The 16,852-nt window shown below is 62.3% G+C and carries 17 protein-coding genes and 3 riboswitches; of the genes, 3 read left to right on the plus strand and 14 right to left on the minus strand.

Annotated elements, in window-relative coordinates; all coding sequences use genetic code 11:
- Both FEF27_RS09040 and FEF27_RS09045 read left to right on the plus strand, forming a co-directional pair.
- Positions 1-276: aspartate 1-decarboxylase (locus FEF27_RS09040; RefSeq protein WP_208009769.1), on the plus strand; the 276-nt coding region annotated here is incomplete at its 5' end.
- A gap of 171 nt (positions 277-447) precedes the next feature.
- Positions 448-819, plus strand: coding sequence for a hypothetical protein (locus tag FEF27_RS09045; protein WP_138170540.1), 372 nt, complete (start codon positions 448-450; stop codon positions 817-819).
- Positions 820-855: 36 nt separating this feature from the next.
- Here the strand turns inward: FEF27_RS09045 and FEF27_RS09050 are convergent, their stop codons facing one another.
- From FEF27_RS09050 to FEF27_RS09110, 13 genes are all read right to left on the minus strand, one after another.
- Entirely contained in the window at positions 856-1,542 is a 687-nt protein-coding gene (locus tag FEF27_RS09050) for a hypothetical protein (RefSeq protein ID WP_243729176.1), read from the minus strand.
- Positions 1,543-1,967: 425 nt separating this feature from the next.
- Positions 1,968-2,690, minus strand: coding sequence for a DUF6318 family protein (locus FEF27_RS09055; protein ID WP_138170541.1), 723 nt, complete (start codon positions 2,688-2,690; stop codon positions 1,968-1,970).
- Between the two features lie 171 nt (positions 2,691-2,861).
- On the minus strand, positions 2,862-4,019 hold the full coding sequence (locus FEF27_RS09060) for a hypothetical protein (RefSeq protein WP_166429982.1): 1,158 nt from the start codon (positions 4,017-4,019) through the stop codon (positions 2,862-2,864).
- Positions 4,020-4,035: 16 nt separating this feature from the next.
- Positions 4,036-4,752 carry a hypothetical protein gene (locus FEF27_RS09065; RefSeq protein WP_138170543.1) on the minus strand — a complete coding sequence of 239 codons (717 nt, stop codon included), beginning with the start codon at positions 4,750-4,752 and terminating at the stop codon, positions 4,036-4,038.
- 76 nt (positions 4,753-4,828) lie between these two features.
- Entirely contained in the window at positions 4,829-6,232 is a 1,404-nt protein-coding gene (locus tag FEF27_RS09070; protein WP_138170544.1) for an LLM class flavin-dependent oxidoreductase, read from the minus strand.
- 11 nt (positions 6,233-6,243) lie between these two features.
- A complete protein-coding gene (locus FEF27_RS09075; protein WP_138170545.1) occupies positions 6,244-7,047 on the minus strand; it encodes an ABC transporter permease in 804 nt (267 codons plus the stop codon).
- The gene (locus FEF27_RS09080; protein ID WP_138170546.1) at positions 7,044-8,096 is read right to left on the minus strand and encodes an aliphatic sulfonate ABC transporter substrate-binding protein; all 1,053 of its coding nucleotides are present in this window, start codon (positions 8,094-8,096) and stop codon (positions 7,044-7,046) included. The genes FEF27_RS09075 and FEF27_RS09080 overlap by 4 nt, the downstream gene beginning before the upstream one ends.
- 83 nt (positions 8,097-8,179) lie before the next feature.
- A complete protein-coding gene (locus FEF27_RS09085) occupies positions 8,180-9,022 on the minus strand; it encodes an ABC transporter ATP-binding protein (RefSeq protein WP_138170547.1) in 843 nt (280 codons plus the stop codon).
- A 3-nt stretch (positions 9,023-9,025) separates the two neighbouring features.
- A riboswitch (SAM riboswitch) is annotated at positions 9,026-9,124 on the minus strand.
- A gap of 86 nt (positions 9,125-9,210) precedes the next feature.
- Positions 9,211-10,440, minus strand: coding sequence for an acyl-CoA dehydrogenase family protein (locus tag FEF27_RS09090; protein WP_138170548.1), 1,230 nt, complete (start codon positions 10,438-10,440; stop codon positions 9,211-9,213).
- Entirely contained in the window at positions 10,437-11,312 is an 876-nt protein-coding gene (locus FEF27_RS09095; protein ID WP_138170549.1) for a MetQ/NlpA family ABC transporter substrate-binding protein, read from the minus strand. Before FEF27_RS09095 ends, FEF27_RS09090 begins: the two co-directional genes overlap by 4 nt.
- A gap of 17 nt (positions 11,313-11,329) precedes the next feature.
- Entirely contained in the window at positions 11,330-12,214 is an 885-nt protein-coding gene (locus tag FEF27_RS09100; RefSeq protein WP_138170550.1) for a MetQ/NlpA family ABC transporter substrate-binding protein, read from the minus strand.
- A 43-nt stretch (positions 12,215-12,257) separates the two neighbouring features.
- On the minus strand, positions 12,258-12,932 hold the full coding sequence (locus FEF27_RS09105) for a methionine ABC transporter permease (protein WP_138170551.1): 675 nt from the start codon (positions 12,930-12,932) through the stop codon (positions 12,258-12,260).
- Entirely contained in the window at positions 12,932-13,840 is a 909-nt protein-coding gene (locus tag FEF27_RS09110) for a methionine ABC transporter ATP-binding protein (protein WP_138170552.1), read from the minus strand. Before FEF27_RS09110 ends, FEF27_RS09105 begins: the two co-directional genes overlap by 1 nt.
- A 6-nt stretch (positions 13,841-13,846) precedes the next feature.
- Positions 13,847-13,935, minus strand: a riboswitch (SAM riboswitch).
- Between the two features lie 124 nt (positions 13,936-14,059).
- A riboswitch (SAM riboswitch) is annotated at positions 14,060-14,179 on the plus strand.
- A gap of 120 nt (positions 14,180-14,299) precedes the next feature.
- On the opposite strand from FEF27_RS09110, the gene FEF27_RS09115 reads away from it, so the two are divergent.
- The gene (locus FEF27_RS09115) at positions 14,300-15,766 is read left to right on the plus strand and encodes an NtaA/DmoA family FMN-dependent monooxygenase (RefSeq protein WP_138170553.1); all 1,467 of its coding nucleotides are present in this window, start codon (positions 14,300-14,302) and stop codon (positions 15,764-15,766) included.
- Here FEF27_RS09115 and mgrA read toward each other — a convergent pair.
- Positions 15,763-16,833 carry an L-glyceraldehyde 3-phosphate reductase gene (mgrA, locus tag FEF27_RS09120; RefSeq protein WP_138170554.1) on the minus strand — a complete coding sequence of 357 codons (1,071 nt, stop codon included), beginning with the start codon at positions 16,831-16,833 and terminating at the stop codon, positions 15,763-15,765. The genes FEF27_RS09115 and mgrA overlap by 4 nt on opposite strands.
- Positions 16,834-16,852: the final 19 nt, after the last annotated feature.

Below are 16,852 nucleotides of genomic sequence, written 5' to 3' on the forward strand. Positions count from 1 at the left end.
GACCCGGTACACAAACTAATTGACACCCCCATCGCCGGGGATCCGGGATCAGGAGTAGTGGGCATCAACGGTGCTGCGGCTCACCTGGTACACCCCGGTGACTTGGTCATCATTCTCTCCTATGTGCAGCTCGCAACTGCGGAAGCAAGAGTCCACCAACCACAGGTGGTCCATGTTGATGCCGGTAACCGGGTGATCCAGTTAGGGCAGGACGCTGCTCAACCCGCACCGGGAGCCGTCGACCAATTTGATCCGCGTCAAGCCACTCGCGTTTGAGTGCACTGTGAACCTGCACGAGTGGGCTGGGGGCCAAGCTCTGCTGCCTCTGACGGGAAAGTATCAGGGCAATATCAGGGCCTGATCAGGGGGCAATCCCCGTGACAGGGGGCCTGCGACCCCGCTAGATTGGGGAGATCCGGAATGATATTCACGAGACAGGAGCACATCATGGGACTGCTTTCACTGGGCGCCGGAGTAGCCATCGGCTACCTGATCGGGACACAGACCGGTCGAAACAAGGTCGACGAGGGGATCGAGCAGGCCAAGAAATCCGCTCAGGAGACCCTGGGCCGTGAGGAGGTCCAGGACTTCGTCTCGATGGCCTCTGACACGGCGACCAGGGTGACGCACGAGATCGCGGAGAATGCCAAGAGGGCTGCAAAATCTGCCTCCGAAGCTCTCCGGAAAGCCGCCGACAAAGCAGACGAAGCCCAAGCGATGATGGCTGACGTGGTAGACGAGGCGGAAGAGACGGTGGAGTCCAAGGCTGAAGAAGTCACCGGCCAAGGTTCGAAGTCTTCGGGGTCAAACAACACATAAACAGCCCGCGGCCCGCGGAGTCCGTTGACGTGGGGGCTACGGGGAATGGGACCCGATGTATCTTCCGCTGCTGTCGTAGTCCTCAGCGAAAATTTTCGGAGGCCGGTCCCCGGGGCCCAGCTCTACAGGGCCTGAGCAGCCCCAGTGGCTGGGTTCTCGGCATGCGCCTGAGACATGCCGATGGCTCAGGCGCCAAATATCAGCCTCACCGGGTGTGGCCGGAATTTCGACTGAGCCGCTAATCGGGGTCCAGGCCTCGCCGGGCAACCGATATTCCCCGATGAATGTCGTAGTGACGTTGACAGGAAAGACGCCAGTCTCTTGGTAAATGTGGGAGGTGGCAGTTTCCACTTCCCACGAGGAAGCATCGGCCCCCCGCGCCCGCACGGGAGCGGAGGGGCCTCCGGGATCAGATGATGTTCGACTGGTCCCATCGCCGTAGTCGAATTGATACTCCACCGGTACTGCGCGGATTTCGACGTTGATTCCCAAGAGCGATTCACTGAACGTTTGGGTCTCGACCTCGGCAAACACGTTGGTGTGCTGATTGATGTAGCCAAAGCCCAGCAGCTCTTCGTCAAAGGCCACTGCGCCACCTTCAATCGGCAGGTTGGCGAACGCGCGCTGCACCTCTCCAGGTATTTGCGAGAGCACCAGTTCCCAATCCGGCTCGCTCTCCTCCGACAAGTCTTCAGGCACGGCTTCTGTCGACGGGGGAGGCACGTCTTCTGCGCACCTTGGGGCATCCAATGACCCGGGTTGCCGCACCAGGATACATTCGGCGCCTGTAACGGGATTGGTTAGAGCAGCAGCAAAGTCCAGACAGCTTGAATCAGGCTCGCCATTCGAATCCATACAGTAGAAGGAGCTGGGACTGGGAGAATCATTTCCGGCGCGAGAGCTCGGATGCGGGTCTGGCCGCACGTGATTGACCTCCCTCTCACTCACTGGAGGTACAGTTTCCGGCACTTGCCTTCGCTCCTCGTCCTGAACTGGAGGCCTATGAGATTCGAGTTCTAGCGTGATTGCACGCTCACCGAAACCTGCATTGAACAAGCTCGGAGGCTGCTCTCCGGATGGGTCGTCTTGCTGGCTCAGGACAGCCCCCACCAATAAAGAAGCAACGGATATTGTCTTCGTATTCGCTTTCATTGAGCGAGCCCCCGCGCATCGGACTGGCTGGTCTCATGGCTCCACAATGAACCTACATGAGATACCTTCCAGCCATCGTCGATTAAATTAGCATTAAAAATGTATGTATTATTCTCAACATTTTTCATTTTCCCATATGATTTACCTTGCCAATGTGCATCGAACTCAGATTCCTCCAAAATAAACATTCCGGTGGCATTACCTGGCGTCTCGACACGGACATAAACGCTTGTTACTGCATCCCCGTCGCCTGTGTACCAGCCATTATTCGCAAATACTTCTTGGACTAACTCGCCCTCTAGGCGACACATTTCACAGTCTTCGTGGGAGACGTCCTCCAGGGGCTGGGTGTCGCCAGTTATTCGCGCGTAGTGGCGAGCGTCAAACCAGTACTGCAGGAGCGCTTCGGCGCCTTCCTCAGTCGGCTCGTAGATTTCTTCGGGCGGCTCGGGGGCGGGCCAATTCTGGGCTGGGCCCTCTGACGATGCCGGGATCGGCTCAGGCTCTTCAGATTCCTCGGGCTCGTCGTGGACCTGCTCCTCTTCCGCATCCCCCTCCGAGGACTCGAGGCCGGCGTCGTCCGAGCTGTCGTCGGCTGACTCCTCAGCCGTCGGCCCCATCTCCTCAGCCTCGGCTCGGTCCGTCCCCTCGGCACAAGCCGTGCTTACTGCCATAAGCGCTGCAGCCGCAGCTGTCCCCAGAACCTTGAAATGTGTCATTTTCGGTCACCCGTTCGCGCCCATTGCGGCACGGCGGAGTCCCTCCAGCAGCACCGCGAATACTCTCACGTGCTCAGCCCTGATCCAGAAGCAAGAACTGTGGCACATAGCCTAACCAGTCCCATCTGCTGGCACCAGACCCCGATCGCGATCTGTGGAAAACCCTTGGCGCTACCGCGAGGCCCGTTCCAGAATCTCGTCCATCACGGCGTCATTGACCTTCCGGGGCTCCCCATAGCTGGGATAGTGGAACTGCATAATGTTGGCGTAAGGATTCACCTCCAGCACCACCGCGCCTTCAGCAGTGCCCAGATCCGGGACCAGCAGATCCACAGCCGCGGCACCAAGTCCAGGGATGGCCCATAGTCCGTCAACCGCCAGCTCCTTGAGTTCCGGACTGAGCAACTCCAGGACATCTACCGCGACGCCGCCTCCCCTGCCGGTGTCAGCTATCTGGGTCAGATACCGCAGAGTTCCCTTCGGCAGCACCGTGTCACGGCGAAGCCCCACTCCCGCCAAGAACGCGTCGGTGACCTCCGGCTGGCGGCTCCGCAGATACTCATTGGACCGCCGCCGTGCAATCTCCGCATCAGCCAGTGCACCCACCGTGGAATCACCGTCACCGATGACGTAAAGCGGCAAGCGCGCCACCGCACCCACTACGCGGCCGCCAACCACGTAACACCGAACGTCCAGACCCGGTGCGTACTCCTCAATCACTATCAAGTACCGCGACTCCGAAGTCACTGACCGGGCGGCCATGGCTGCCTGCCACGCGGCCCGCAGCTCCGACTCTTTGGTGACGTTAATACTGATACCCCGCGCCGCCCGGCCCGCTGAAGGTTTCACTGCCACGCGCTTGCCCAGAGCTTTCATGTACTTCACTGCCCGGGCGAAATCAGTGGGGTTGATCGCCTTGCCCTTCGGCGTGGGGACTTCAGCCGAGGCCAGGTAGCGCTTGGTCATGGCCTTGGAACGTGACACCCGCCTTGCCTGGTGGCTCACCAACGAAGTGATAACCCCATCCATCCCTCCCACCAACACCCCGGAGAGGAAGAAGAGCTGATTCGACTCGGAAATCTTCTTGATGGTCATCCGCTTGCGGCGGGCGGCACGCTGGAGCAACTCATCATGGGCCAGGGTCGAATTCCATCGCCGCAGCTGCGCGTAGTGCGGCTCCACGTGTTCAGCGATGAACGCAGTGGTGGCCGAGGGATCCTCCCCCAGCCTGACCGTGGGCCGTCCCGCCTGTGCCACTGCCGGCGGCGGCGGAGGGCTCTGCCCTGGCCGAGGCCCCCGTCCGGGCGCGGGAAAGTACGTCTCTGGCATGGGACTTACCCTAGCGTCACAGTGCAGCCGTAAAAAGAATATGTTCTGCCAGGGCCTCTGCCACCGGCTGGCCCGGGCCCAAGTCCGGGTAGTGATGTGGAACCGTACTGGCCATCTCATCGATGCCGATCACGACGCCGCCCTCAGCAGTCTCCAGGGAGCTCACCTGAAGGTTCACCGCACCAGCCAGCAGCCCAGGAACACTGCACATCCCATCGACCGCAAGCTGCCCAATACCCTCCTCCACCCGGTCGGTGACATCTATGGTCAGGATCTTCCCCGTGTGGTCGGGGTCCGGTACCGCGCCAATAACACTGACCGCTTCCTTCCCCACACAGTAGGCCTGCAGAACCACCGGGTGATCCTCCTCATTCGGAGAGCCCTCCAGCTCGAGGGGGAGCATAGGCTGGAACTGCTCAGAGGCGTCGTCGAGCTCAATGGCGTGTGGCACCTCCATCAGGTCCAAGTGAGCCCGTAGCTGCTCAGGATCCCGCAGCAGGCGCCGCGAGTGCGCACTGACCAAAGTGGTGACCCGGTTGGCGAAGCCCCCGATCACATGGCCGCGGAACTCAAAGACCCACCTGCCTTCGGTGATGCGCTTGGCCGTGACGTACCGCTGAGCCAGTGCCGCAGCCAGCAGCTGGGAGTCGCTCAGCAGCGGGTCGGGACGCGCAGCATTGACCTGGTCCTGCTGGGCGCGCAACGGCGGGAGGAGACTGAGCAGCGGGTGCATAGCCACTCAAGAATAGCTTCCGCAGGGCCACTGCGCCCGTGACACGGCGGCGGTGCCCAGCACCGGCAGCTGTTGCCTAACGGGAACGACGCAGTTGGAACTGTGCTCCGTGGTGGCTCTCCGGCAGGTGGTCCCCGGCACCGAACAGCTTGTTCCGGAGCGTTCCGGGTGTGTACTCGGTCTTGTAGCGGCCCAGTTTCTGCAGTTCGGGCACCACGTACTTCACAATGTCTTCGAAGGTCCCCGGGGTGATGTGGTACGCGAGGTTGAACCCGTCAATGTCGGTCTCCTCCTGCCACTCAATCAGCTGCTGGGCCGCGGAGGGCCCGTCGCCGATGATGACCGGTCCGAAGCCCCCGACGCCGACCCACTCCGCCAGCTGCCGGACCGTCCAGACCTCGTCCTCACGGCCGGAGGCCTTCTGGAATGTTTCCACAGTGGACTGAATCGCATTGGACTCCACCTCACCGATGGGCTGGTCGAGGTCGAACTGGGAGAGGTCAATGCCCATCCACCCGGACATCAGCACCAGACCACCTTCGGCGTCGACGTAGCGGGTGAGGTCATCGTACTTGGCCTGTGCGGCGTCGTTGTCCGGGCCGGTGACGATTGTCTGCATCGCGAAGATGCGCACATCGTACGGGTCACGTCCAGCATCAGCCACTGATTGCCGGATCCGCTGCACCGAGGCCTTGGCCAGCTCCTTGGTGGGTGGGTTGATGAACACCGCTTCGGCATGCTTGCCCGCGAACGCCCGCCCTCTGGTGGAGGCGCCCGCCTGGTAGACCACCGGCATACGCTGCGGTGAAGGTTCGACGACACCGATGCCAGGAGTCTTGAAATACTCACCCTGGTGCTCAATCCGGTGAACTTTGGCGGGGTCGGTGAAGATTCCGGACTGCTTGTCCGCCAGGACCGCGTCGTCCTCCCAGGAGCCTTCCAACAGTTTGTAGACCACGTCCATGTACTCATCGGCGTGGTCGTAGCGCTGATCGTGCTCCATCTGGTCCTCCTGCCCCATGTTCTGGGCAGCGGAGGGCAGGTAGCCGGTGACCACGTTCCAGCCGACTCGACCTCCGGTCAGATGGTCCAGGGTGCCCAGCCGCCGGGAGAACGGGTAGGGGTGCTCATAGGCGGTACCTGCGGTGATGCCGAATCCGAGGTTGTCGGTCACCGCGGCCATTGCTGAGATCAGCAGGAACGGGTCCTGCAGCGGGATCTGTGCCCCGGAGCGCAGCGCGGCCTCGGGGTTGGCCCCAAAGACGTCGTAGGGGCCGAGCACATCGGCGATGAAGAGTCCATCGAAGAGGCCCTCTTCCAATGTTCTGGCGATGTGGGTCCAGTAGCCGATGGTGTTGTAGTCGCGCGCCCGGTCCTCTGGGTGGCGCCACAGGCCCGGCGACTGATGCACCACGCAGTTCATGTCAAAGGCGTTGAAGAGGATCTCGCGGTGACCGGCAGTGGTGGTCGGGTAGCTCATGTGGTTCTCCTTTATGCCCAGGTCTTCAGCGCTTTGCGCTCAATGACGCCAAGCAGCGCGTCGGTGATTTTGCCCAAGATTGCAAGTAGCACGATGGCGAGCAGCAGCCGGTCCACGCGCCCGTTGTTCTGTGATTCGATCAGTAGGAACCCAAGACCTTCGGACGAGGCCAAGAGTTCGGCGGCGACCAAGAACAGCCAGGACTGCGCCAGTGCCAGACGAAGTCCGGAAAAAACCGGTGGGACCACAGCCGGTAATTGGACTGCGGTCAGCAGCCGGGTGCCGTGGTAGCCGAAGGCTCGGCCTGCTTCCACCAAGTGGGGGTCCACGTGGCGCAGCGCTGAGTGCACTGAGGTGAAGACGGGGAAGAACGCGCCGATGGCGATCAGCAGCACCTTGCCGTCTTCGCCGATGCCGACCCAGAGCAGGATCAGCGGCACCCAGGCCAGGGAGGGCACGGCACGGAACGCTCCGACAGTCGGGTGCAGCAGCCCGTCGGCGATGCGCGACAGTCCCAGCAGTGAGCCCAGGAGCAGTCCGGCAGCTGCGCCGAAGAGGAAGCCCAGCAGCACCCGCTGGACCGAGACCCCCACATGGGCAAACAGCGCTCCCCCGTCAAGGAGGCCCACCCCTGCCTCAATTACGCTCTGGGGTGCCGGCAGCTGGGTCGCGGTGAAGAGGTTAAGCGGACCGGTGACCAACCACCACACCCCGACGATCAGCAGGGGAACGGCTGCGCCGATGAGGATCCGCCCGCCGGGCAGGGACTTAGCCCGGCGCGGCGGTGCCGACTGTGTGGCGAGAGTGGTCGTCATTGTTCCTCGTCCTCGGTGATGGTGGCCTCATCGGCGGCATCTTCGGTGCCTTCGGCGTCAGTGGCCTCGCGCGCTTCGGCAAAGTCCGGCCAGAAGAGGTCTTCGAGTGCCTCGTCCACGGCCTCCTGGCTGTCGACGTCGCCGTTCTCCACGAAGAACGGCCCCACCGGTTCCAGGGCGGCGTGGAGGTGCTCGCCCGGCACTGGGTCGATGTCGAAGCTGACGCGTTCACTGAGCACGCGCTGGGCCACCTCGCCGTCGATACCGGCGTATTCAGCGAGGATCTCGGCAGTCTCATCCGGATTCTCCTGCGCCCACTGCCGCGCCTGCTCGTAAACATTGACTACGATCTGCGCAATTTCGCCGTGGTTCTCCAGAAAATCGCTGGGGGCGCTGATGACGCTGAAGGTGTTGAAGTCGACGTTGCGGTAGACCAGTTCCGCGCCGTCGACCTCCGCACTGGCCATGATCGGGTCGAGTCCGGCCCAAGCGTCGACATCGCCGTTGTCCAGGGCCTGACGTCCATCTGCGTGCTGCAGAGACTGGACCTCCACATCGTCAAGGGAGAGCCCGTGCTCAGCCAGGGTGCGGGCCAGGAAGAAGAACGGGTCTGTCGCCAGGGTCGCGGCCACGGTCGCCCCCTCCAGGTCCTCCGCGCTTTCAATGCCTGTGCCGTCCCGGGTGACCAGGGCAGACCATTCAGGCTGCGATTCGATGAGGAGGGTGTGGGTGTCGGCGCCGACGGCTCGGTTCAGCAGCGCCGCGGAGCCGGCAGTGGAGCCGATGTGGATGTTGCCTGCCCGCAAGTTTTCGTTTGCCCGGTTGGAACCGTGGGACTGTGTCCACTCGACGTCGACCCCGTGCTCGTCCAGCTCTTCTTCCAACCAGCCGTGCTCGAGGATCACCAGCGAGAGCGGGTTGTAGGTGGCGAAATCGATGTTCAAGGTCCCCAGCTCGTCCTCTCCGCCGCAGGCAGTCGCAGCGAGCAGCGCTGCGGCTGCTGAAGCAGCGATGACGGGTTTGAGTCTGGTACGGAAAAGAGCGGGCACGGAAGCGGGCCTTTCATGGTGATGGAGCGAATTAACGGATTACGGTGAGCTGAGGCGCGCAGCGGCGCGTCAGCTGTTGAGGTTCAGTGAGAGTCGACGCCGAGACCGGCGTAGAGTTGGCTGCCCAGCCGCGCGAGGTCTTGACTGGCGCGGTTCCGAGGCCGGGTCCCGGGTACCGTCACCAGCGACTTCACTGTCGCCCCTTCAGCCGGGTCCGAATCCGGACAGCCCAGCAGCAGGATGCGGTCGGCCAGCTGCATCGCCTCGTTGACGTCATGGGTCACCAGCAGCACGGTGGTGCCGGTGCTGGCGTGGACGTCCATCAGCAGATCCTGCATTTTCAACCGGGTGAGTGCATCGAGTGCGCCGAACGGCTCGTCAAGCAGCAGCACACCGGGCTGGCGTGCCAGCGCCCGTGCCAGGGAGGCCCGCTGGGCCATCCCCCCGGAGATTTCCCGGGGACGCAGGTGAGCGCGGTCGGAGAGCCCGACGAGGTCCAGGAGTTCGTCCACGCGGGCCTTCCCGGCGGACTTCTCCAGGTCACGGGGCAATCCCAACTCTATGTTGCGCCGGATGCTGCGCCATGGCAGCAGGCGCGGCTCCTGGAAGCCCACCGCAGTGCGTTCGTCGTAGCGAGACACTGCGCGGTCGCCGATGAGCAGCTCGCCGGTGAACCCGACGTCCAAGCCTCCTACAGCACGCAGAAGGGTGGACTTGCCGCAGCCGGAGGCCCCCAGGATGGCCACCACTTCTCCCGGGTTGACGGTCATGGTGACGTTGCGCAGCACAGTGCGGCCGCCGAAGGCGCGCCCGACATCGTTGAACTTCACAGACAGGGACTCTGGGGCGACCACGGGGGTGGGCAGCTCCGGCTCAGCAGACTCTGCGGTGCTCACCGGCTGCTCTAGAGCAGGTGCAGACGTCATGGAAAATCATCACTCCCATCGGCTCTGGCGTTAGCACCTTGCCCTGCGGGCCGGTTGCTGCGACGTCATCGGGCCAGATCCCTCAGTCGCTCTGGATGGTTTGTACAGCTGGAGCTAACTGTAAGTGCTGATCCCGGTGGTCCGCAAAAATCCTGGCCTGCCGCGTCACACGGCGTAAGAATGCCTGGTCAGTTGCGGCTGTCTCCGATCGCGTTGAGGCCCTCAGGAAGTGTCCGGTTGATTTCGTAGTCCCCGATCGACCGTGCCCGGAACACTGTGGGGTTGTGCGTGGCGACGGTTTGGGCGTTGCGCCAGTGGCGGTCCAGGCCTTTGGTGCGCAAGGTGGCGGATGCTCCCACCGTCTGGAACAGCTCCTGGGTCACCTCCAGGACCAGCTCGTGCACAGTCACCTGCGCTTTCTCCACGGCGAGTTCGGGATCGTAGACCTCCTCTGGCAGCTCCCCGCGATACCCGGGATGGTGTGTGCCCGCCTGCAGTCCGCTCTGCAGCGCCTGGTCGTGGATTCGGGCCACCTCTAGCACTGTGGCCTTGGCCGCGAAAGCTTTCGCGGACATGCGGCCGACAATCTGTTGGATCAGCGGATCGTCTTTGAAGGCGGCACCGGCTGCCGAGGTGTTGAATGTGCGAGTGCGACGCCGCACAGTGGCGGCAGCATCGCGCAGAGCCGCCTGGGCGATGCCGACCTGTACTGCCAGCAGGTAGAGCTGGAAGAAAGCAGCTTCGTGCACTGCTTCGTGTGATCCGTAGTCGCGGTTGAGCAGGTTCAGCGCAGGGACGCTCACGTTCTCAAAACGGGTGGTGCCGGTACCGGTGAGCTTCTGTCCGAAACCGTCCCAGTCGTCGACTACGGTGACGCCGGAAGCCTGCACAGGCACCACCGCGAACCGCCGGCCGGGCACACCAGGGTCCTGGGCGGCCGAGACCCGGGTGTAGTCTGAGAAGATCGTGCCAGTGGTGTAGAACTTCTCGCCATTGAGCACCCAGCCCCGCTCTGTTTCCGTCACCGTGGTGTTCAGGGACCCCAGTGCGTTTCCGCCGCGCTCGGTGGAGGCATTGCCGACCGTCCCTCCCCCCAGCACCACGGGGTACCACGCGTGTTGGATCTCGGGGGGCTGGAATCTGAGTGATTCCACAAAACCAAAGTGTCCCCGGTAGAGGTGGGCGATATTGGAATCGGCCTGGGCGAGCGCGATGACCTCAACGATGAGCTCCTCCACACTGGCCCCGGGGCCACCGTGCTCAGCCGGCACACGCAGGGCGCCGAATCGGCGCTGATCCAGACTCCTGACTTGCGCAAACGGCAGGACGCGGTCCAGGTCGCGCTCTGCAGCACCTGCGGCAATCTCGTCGAGCAGTTCAGGTTCAAGCACACGCGGGTGGTCGGTGGTGGTCGTCATCGGTTCGCTTCCTCCCACGCGGCGTCAATGTCACGGTCAAAGGCCGGCGTGAGCAGACCGCCGAGGTATTCGCCGTACCACTGACGGACCTCCGCAGAGTGATAAGCGCTCTTCAACGCCTGGTACTTCTCCGGTTCAGCCTCCCGGAAGCCGGGTTGGGCCACGATTGTCATAGCGAACGGCAGCGCCTCATCCTGAGTTTCGATGATCAGCGCTTCCTCGGGCATCACGTCCACATCGGCCAGCAGTCTCGCAAACCCAAAAACGGCGTCGACGTCGTCATAGACAGTGCCGACCGACTGCTGGTCAACTTCGACGAACTCCAGATCCTTGGGGTTGCTGGTGATGTCGTTGACGCTGAGTTCCGGGGTGCTCTTGGACTCATCAACGTCAATCACTCCCGCACGCGCCAAGAGCCGGATGCCTCGTCCGTTATTGGCGGTGTCCACCGGCAGCGCGACCTGCGCCGCATCTGGAAGCTCATCGATGGAGTCGAACTCTTTGGAGTAGATGCCGGAGGGCTGTTCGAACATGAAGAACAGGGGCTCCAGGTCCAGTCCGTGGTCCTGATTGAACTGCCAAAGGTAGGTGAGGTTCTGGAAGAAGTTGACGTCGTATTCGCCGTTGTCGACGGTGAAATTGGGCTGGATGATGTCGGTGACGTAGGTGGTCTCCAGGGTCCATCCGTCCTCGTTCAGGAGGTCCTTGGCGATCTCTGTGGGTTCCTGAAACGGGGCGTTCTCGGTCACGACCATGCTGATGGTCTCATCCTGCCCTGCCCCGGGCATGAGCCCGCAGCTGGTCAGTGCCAACGCTGAGGCTCCGGCTGCGGCGGCGGCCAACAGGCTCTTCGAGGTGCTGGTGTATCTCATGGGTGGCTCAGTTCCTCTCAGGCTTCACCGTCGGTGAAGTCGTTCCAGGTCTCCTCGGCGTTGTCCAGGGTGATGAAATCGGCGAAGTCGATGACCCCGCCTTGGTACTCGGTGAACCATTCCTCCACCTCAGGTGAGTGGAAGGCATCCTGGAGCGCCTGGGCCTGCTCATCGGTGACTCCGTCCGGGCCCACCGCCACGACACAGGTGAAGGGGGTACGCACCTCGTCGCGTCCGTCCTCGAGATGGACAAGCGTCTGGTCAACCTCGTAGCCGGCCTCAGCGACTAACCGGACGAACGCGAAGCCCAGATCCACATCGGGCAGCACCTGTGCCCCGGACTGCTGGTCGGTCTCCACGAACTGCAGGTCCTTGGGGTTGTCGGTGATGTGATTCTGGGTCAGGTCGATGACCGGGACGTCCTCGTCGATCTCAATCAGATCGGCATCGGCGAGCAACTGAAGGGCCCGCCCGTTGTTGGAGGGGTCCACCGGCAGATTCACCTCTGCCCCGTCCGGAATGTCGTCGAGGTCGTCATGGTGCAGAGAGAACAGTCCTGAGGGCGCGTAGTACACCGAGAACAGCGGTTCCACCGCGGTGTCATTGGAGTCGTTGAAGTTGTTCAGGTAGGCCAGGTGCTGGAAGTAGTTCGCCTCGTACTCACCGGAGTGGACCACTTGGTTGGGCTGGTTGATGTCGGTGACGTAGGTGACGTCCAGTTCATAGCCTTGCTCCTCCAGCAGGTCCGCAGCAATCTCTGCAGGTTCTTGGAAGGGGGCGGACTCGGTGACCACAATGCTGATCACCGTCTCGTCCTCACCGGCGAGACCGCAACCAGTGGCAGCCAACGCAGCGGCCGGCAGCGCGGCAGTGGAGGTGAGCAGGCGGCGTCGAGCGTTCATTGATCCTCTTTCGGGCTGTGAGTGGAGTGGGACTGAAGGTGCTTCAGGCGGTGACGCGCTTGTCTGTGAAGCGGACCAAGCGGGTGCCGCTGTACTGGACAACCGTCACTAGGAGGACCATCAGCACGCAGGCCACCACCATGGTTTCTGTCTCATAGCGGTAATAGCCGTAGCGGATTGCGAGATCCCCGATTCCGCCACCGCCGACAAGGCCTGACATGGCGGAGTAGGAGATGAAGCTGACGGTGGTGATGGTGATGGAGCCGATGATCGCGGGTTTGGCATCCACCAGCAGCACGTGACGGATGATCTGCCCCCGCGTGGCACCCATGGCCCGGGAAGCCTCGACCGCGCCGGTGCCCAGTTGTGTGATGTTCTGCTCGACCAGTCGCGCGAAATAGGGGATGGCGTTGATCGTCAACGGCACGATCACCGCGGCTGTGCCCACCGAGGTGCCCACGATCAGCCGTGTGAACGGGATGATGGCGATCAGCAGGATCAGAAACGGGAAGGAGCGGACCATATTGACCACCGTGGAGACCACGGCGTGAGACTTGGGTGTGGGTTTCAACCCGGCGGGAGCATGGCTCCACAGCCAGATTCCCAGGGGGGTGCCTAGGAGCACTGCCAGAGGGATGGCCACGCCGATCATGGCGAAGGTTTCCAGCATTGCTTGGTTGATCTCCGGCAGACGTGCCTGAATAGTCTGGAGGTTCATCAGCGGAGTCCTCCTTCGACTGCGGCGAAGATCTTGTTCTCACGGGCGCGTGTGGGGTCCCAGGGCCTCGCCCCGGGTTCCGGTCCGGCCGCATCGAGTTCGTCCACGATGGCATCGAAGTCGGTCTCAGACGAGGTGTGCTTGCGCCGATTGAGGCTGATCCCGTCGGAGACCAGGTATTTTCCGATCGACGTGGTGGGAGAAAATCCCTCCCGCAGCAGATCGGTGGCGGGAAACTGCTCCACCACCCTGCCTGCTTCCATCACGGCCACATTGTCTGCCAGCGCTTTGATGACCTCCATCTCATGGGTCACCACCACTACGGTGATCCCGAACTCCGCATTGATGTCGGCCAGATATTGCAGCACCGTCGCGGTGGTGAACGGGTCCAGCGCAGAAGTCGGTTCATCGCAGAGCAGCACCTGAGGCTTGGTGGCCAGCGCGCGGGCAATTGCCACCCGTTGTTTCTGCCCCCCGGAGAGCTGGGCGGGGTAATTCCGGGTCTTGTCCGTAATGTCAACGATTTCCAGGGCTTCAGCGGCTCGACGGCGTCGCTGCCTGGGATCTTTCACTCCTGCGAACTTCAATGACAGTTCCACGTTCTGCACGACGGTGAGGTTGTTGACCAGGTTGAACCCCTGGAAGATCATTCCGATCTGGTGACGGGCCCGGCGCAGCCCTTCGGCGTTCAGACCCGTGAGTTCCGTATCGCCTATCCACACCTCACCGGAGGTTGGCCTTTCCAGAAGGTTGATATTACGCAGGAGTGTCGATTTTCCTGCACCAGAAAATCCAATGATCCCCTGAATACTTCCTGCCGGAATTTCCAGCGACACGTCGTCTACCGCAGCAATTGGTTCTTTTTTCCCGGCAGCAAACGTAGTGGACACACGGCGCAGTGAAATCATGTTAACTCTCCATCGTTCTGGCGTTAGCACCTTGCCTGTGAGGCCGGTTGCTGCGACGTCGTCGGGCCAGATCCCTCGGTCGCTCTGGATGGTGTACTGCTCGGTACTCTACGCAGTGAACATAACCCTACGTCAAAGTCGACTTCACAATTCGTCACCTCGGAGGCGCGGCGTCATATGGTTTGAACTTTGCTTGTGCAGAGTCGTACTGTTTCACCGTAACCATCCCGAGCGGCTGAGAGATCTGGCTCATTGACGCCGCAGCAACCCGGATACTGCAGACCTACCGAGTAGGGGAAGCACGTACCTGCCGGGTGCTACCGCCAGGACCGATGGGAGTCTTCTTGTGCTGAACATTATTGAAACCCACCCGAGAACGCCCTAGCGCCTCGGGGCAGTTCGCACCACGTCTGCCGCACCGAAGTTCTCCTGCATTCGCCCTATTTCACCGGAGGCCCCATGTCACGTCCGCCCCTGATCCTCAGTGCATTTCTCATGAATACCACCAGCCACATCATTGGTGGCGCCTGGCGCCGCGAGGAGGCCGAGCAGCATCGGTTTAACGAGCTCCCGCACTGGATTTCACTCATTCAGAAACTGGAATCGTCAGGTTTTGACATCGCGTTCTTCGCCGATGTGGTGGGGCTCTACGGTGACCATGAGGGCGGGTGGGCCTCGCACCTGCGCCGAGGACTCCAAGTGCCGTCGAATGACCCCCTGGTGCTGCTCTCAGCGCTGGCCGCGGTCACTGACCGCATCGGACTTGCGATGACGTCCTCTGTGATCCAGGCGCACCCGTTCACCTTCGCCCGGCAGCTCTCCACGCTGGATCACCTCTCAGCCGGCCGGGTGGGCTGGAATGTGGTGACAAATGTGCAGGAGAACGCGCACAAGAACTTCGGCGCCGCTGGGCTGGCCCAGCACGAGGACCGGTATGACTGGGCGGAGGAGTACTTGGAGGTCTGCTACAAGCTTTGGGAAGGTTCCTGGGAGGACGAGGCACTGCTGCAGGACAAGACGGCAGAACATGACCGGGGGCGCGGGCTTCACGCTGACCCCTCGAAGGTGTCAAAGATTCACCACCGTGGTGATCGATACTCAGTGGAGGGGCCTCACCTGAGCTCACCTTCACCCCAGCGGACTCCGTACCTCTTTCAGGCCGGATCCTCAGAACGCGGCCGTGAGGTTGCCGCTGCCCACGCGGAGGCCACGTTCTCGATGGCTCCGCGGAGGGACATTGCCGCCGCTCACGCGGCAGATATTCGCCGGCGCACCGCCAAGTTCGGCCGCCGCCCCGAAGATGTGAAGTTCATCCAGGGGCTGTCCTTTGTCATCGGCTCCACCGAGGCTGAGGCTGAGCAGAAGGCTCGTGATCTGGATGACTCCATCGATGACCATGCTCTCATCGCCCACACCGCCGGCAGTCTCGGGGTGGACGTGGGCCACCTGCCGATTGACGCCCCGCTGGAGGACCTCGAGCATACTGAAGGTGCGCAGGGTCATTTGTCTGAGATCAGGAAGATCGCACCCAATGGACGTGTGACCCTGCGGGATCTGGCCCATTTCCGCGCCCGGTCCACACGGATTGTGGGGACGCCGGAACAGATCGCGGATGTGCTGGCTGGCTGGCAGGAGGCTGGAGTCGACGGTGTCAACGTCATCAACTCCACCATTCCCGGGTCCTATGACGAGTTCATCGACCATGTGCTCCCGGTGCTGCGCGAGCGCGGCCTGGCCCGCTGGCCTGAACAGCTCCGTTCCAGCACGAGTCTGCGGGCACAGCTGACCGGCTCCGACCGCCTCCCATACTCACATCCCGCCGCCGCCCAGCGCGGTGCATTCCAGCACTTCAGCGCAGCTGCGACTGAGACTGAGACTGAGACTACGAAGTCACACACTGCTGAAGAGCTGGTGGCAAGACACTAGAGCTCGGAGGAGACCGACCAGATGTTGATGCCCGCATCACCCGTGGTGATGGTGTCAATGACCTCGAGCTCTTCAGTGGTGAAGCTGGTGTGGTGCACCGCTGCCAGGTTTTCGTCCAGCTGAGCCGTGGAGGAGGCGCCCAGCAGCACCGAGGTGGCGCCACCGTCTCGCAGCAGCCAGGCGATGGCAAGCTGCGCCAGGGTCTGCCCGCGTGCGGCGGCGACGTCGTTGAGTCTCCGCAGCCTGTTCAGGTTCTCCTCGCTCAAGTGATGATCCAGCAGCGATGACCGTCCCCCCGCGGGCTGCGCGTCAGGATTCTTCAGATACTTATCCGTCAGCAGTCCCTGCGCCAGAGGCGTGAAAGCGATGGAGCCCATACCGGTCTCCTTCAAGGTTGCCAACAGGCCGTCTTCCACCCACCGGTTGAGCATGGAGTAGGCCGGTTGGTGAATGACCAATGGCGTGCCCAACTCTCCGGCGATGCGCGAGGCCTCCTGGGTGCGCTCCGCGGAGTAGGAGGAAATTCCCGCATAGAGTGCCTTCCCGGAACGCACCGCCGTGTCCAGGGCACCAATCGTCTCCTCCAAAGGGGTGTCCGGATCCACCCGATGGGAGTAGAAGATATCCACATAGTCCAGGCCCATCCGAGTCAAGGCCTCGTCCAGGCTCGCCAGGGTGTACTTCCGGGATCCGAAGTTGCCGTACGGTCCGGGCCACATGTCCCACCCTGACTTCGACGACACAATCAGCTCATCCCGGTAGGGCTTCAGATCCTTGGCCATGATCCGCCCGAAGTTCTCTTCTGCGGCACCGAAGGGCGGTCCGTAGTTATTGGCCAGGTCAAAGTGTGTGATCCCGGAGTCAAAGGCGTGCCGGATGATCTCACGCTGGCTGGCAAATGGTGTGGTGTCACCGAAATTCCACCAAAGCCCCAGTGAGATCGGTGGCAGCAGCAGTCCGCTGCGACCCACGCGCCGGTAGTCGAACTGGGCATAACGGTCACTTGGGGCTGTATACGGCGTGTGGGTCTCCTGACCCCACGCGGAAACATCAACAGACTGCGTCACTGGTACTCCATTCGTTGCG

Origin of the sequence: Nesterenkonia sphaerica, assembly GCF_005771565.1 — a bacterium.
Taxonomy (GTDB): Bacteria; Actinomycetota; Actinomycetes; order Actinomycetales; family Micrococcaceae; genus Nesterenkonia; species Nesterenkonia sphaerica.

What these genes read in the sequence shown, in the direction of transcription:
- FEF27_RS09045 (WP_138170540.1), top strand. Translation starts at nt 448, where the DNA reads ATGGGACTGCTTTCACTGGGCGCCGGAGTAGCCATCGGCTACCTGATC.
- FEF27_RS09055 (WP_138170541.1), bottom strand. Translation starts at nt 2,690, where the DNA reads ATGACACATTTCAAGGTTCTGGGGACAGCTGCGGCTGCAGCGCTTATG.
- FEF27_RS09060 (WP_166429982.1), bottom strand. Translation starts at nt 4,019, where the DNA reads ATGCCAGAGACGTACTTTCCCGCGCCCGGACGGGGGCCTCGGCCAGGG.
- FEF27_RS09065 (WP_138170543.1), bottom strand. Translation starts at nt 4,752, where the DNA reads ATGCACCCGCTGCTCAGTCTCCTCCCGCCGTTGCGCGCCCAGCAGGAC.
- FEF27_RS09070 (WP_138170544.1), bottom strand. Translation starts at nt 6,232, where the DNA reads ATGAGCTACCCGACCACCACTGCCGGTCACCGCGAGATCCTCTTCAAC.
- FEF27_RS09075 (WP_138170545.1), bottom strand. Translation starts at nt 7,047, where the DNA reads ATGACGACCACTCTCGCCACACAGTCGGCACCGCCGCGCCGGGCTAAG.
- FEF27_RS09085 (WP_138170547.1), bottom strand. Translation starts at nt 9,022, where the DNA reads ATGACGTCTGCACCTGCTCTAGAGCAGCCGGTGAGCACCGCAGAGTCT.
- FEF27_RS09090 (WP_138170548.1), bottom strand. Translation starts at nt 10,440, where the DNA reads ATGACGACCACCACCGACCACCCGCGTGTGCTTGAACCTGAACTGCTC.
- FEF27_RS09095 (WP_138170549.1), bottom strand. Translation starts at nt 11,312, where the DNA reads ATGAGATACACCAGCACCTCGAAGAGCCTGTTGGCCGCCGCCGCAGCC.
- FEF27_RS09100 (WP_138170550.1), bottom strand. Translation starts at nt 12,214, where the DNA reads ATGAACGCTCGACGCCGCCTGCTCACCTCCACTGCCGCGCTGCCGGCC.
- FEF27_RS09105 (WP_138170551.1), bottom strand. Translation starts at nt 12,932, where the DNA reads ATGAACCTCCAGACTATTCAGGCACGTCTGCCGGAGATCAACCAAGCA.
- FEF27_RS09110 (WP_138170552.1), bottom strand. Translation starts at nt 13,840, where the DNA reads ATGATTTCACTGCGCCGTGTGTCCACTACGTTTGCTGCCGGGAAAAAA.
- FEF27_RS09115 (WP_138170553.1), top strand. Translation starts at nt 14,300, where the DNA reads ATGTCACGTCCGCCCCTGATCCTCAGTGCATTTCTCATGAATACCACC.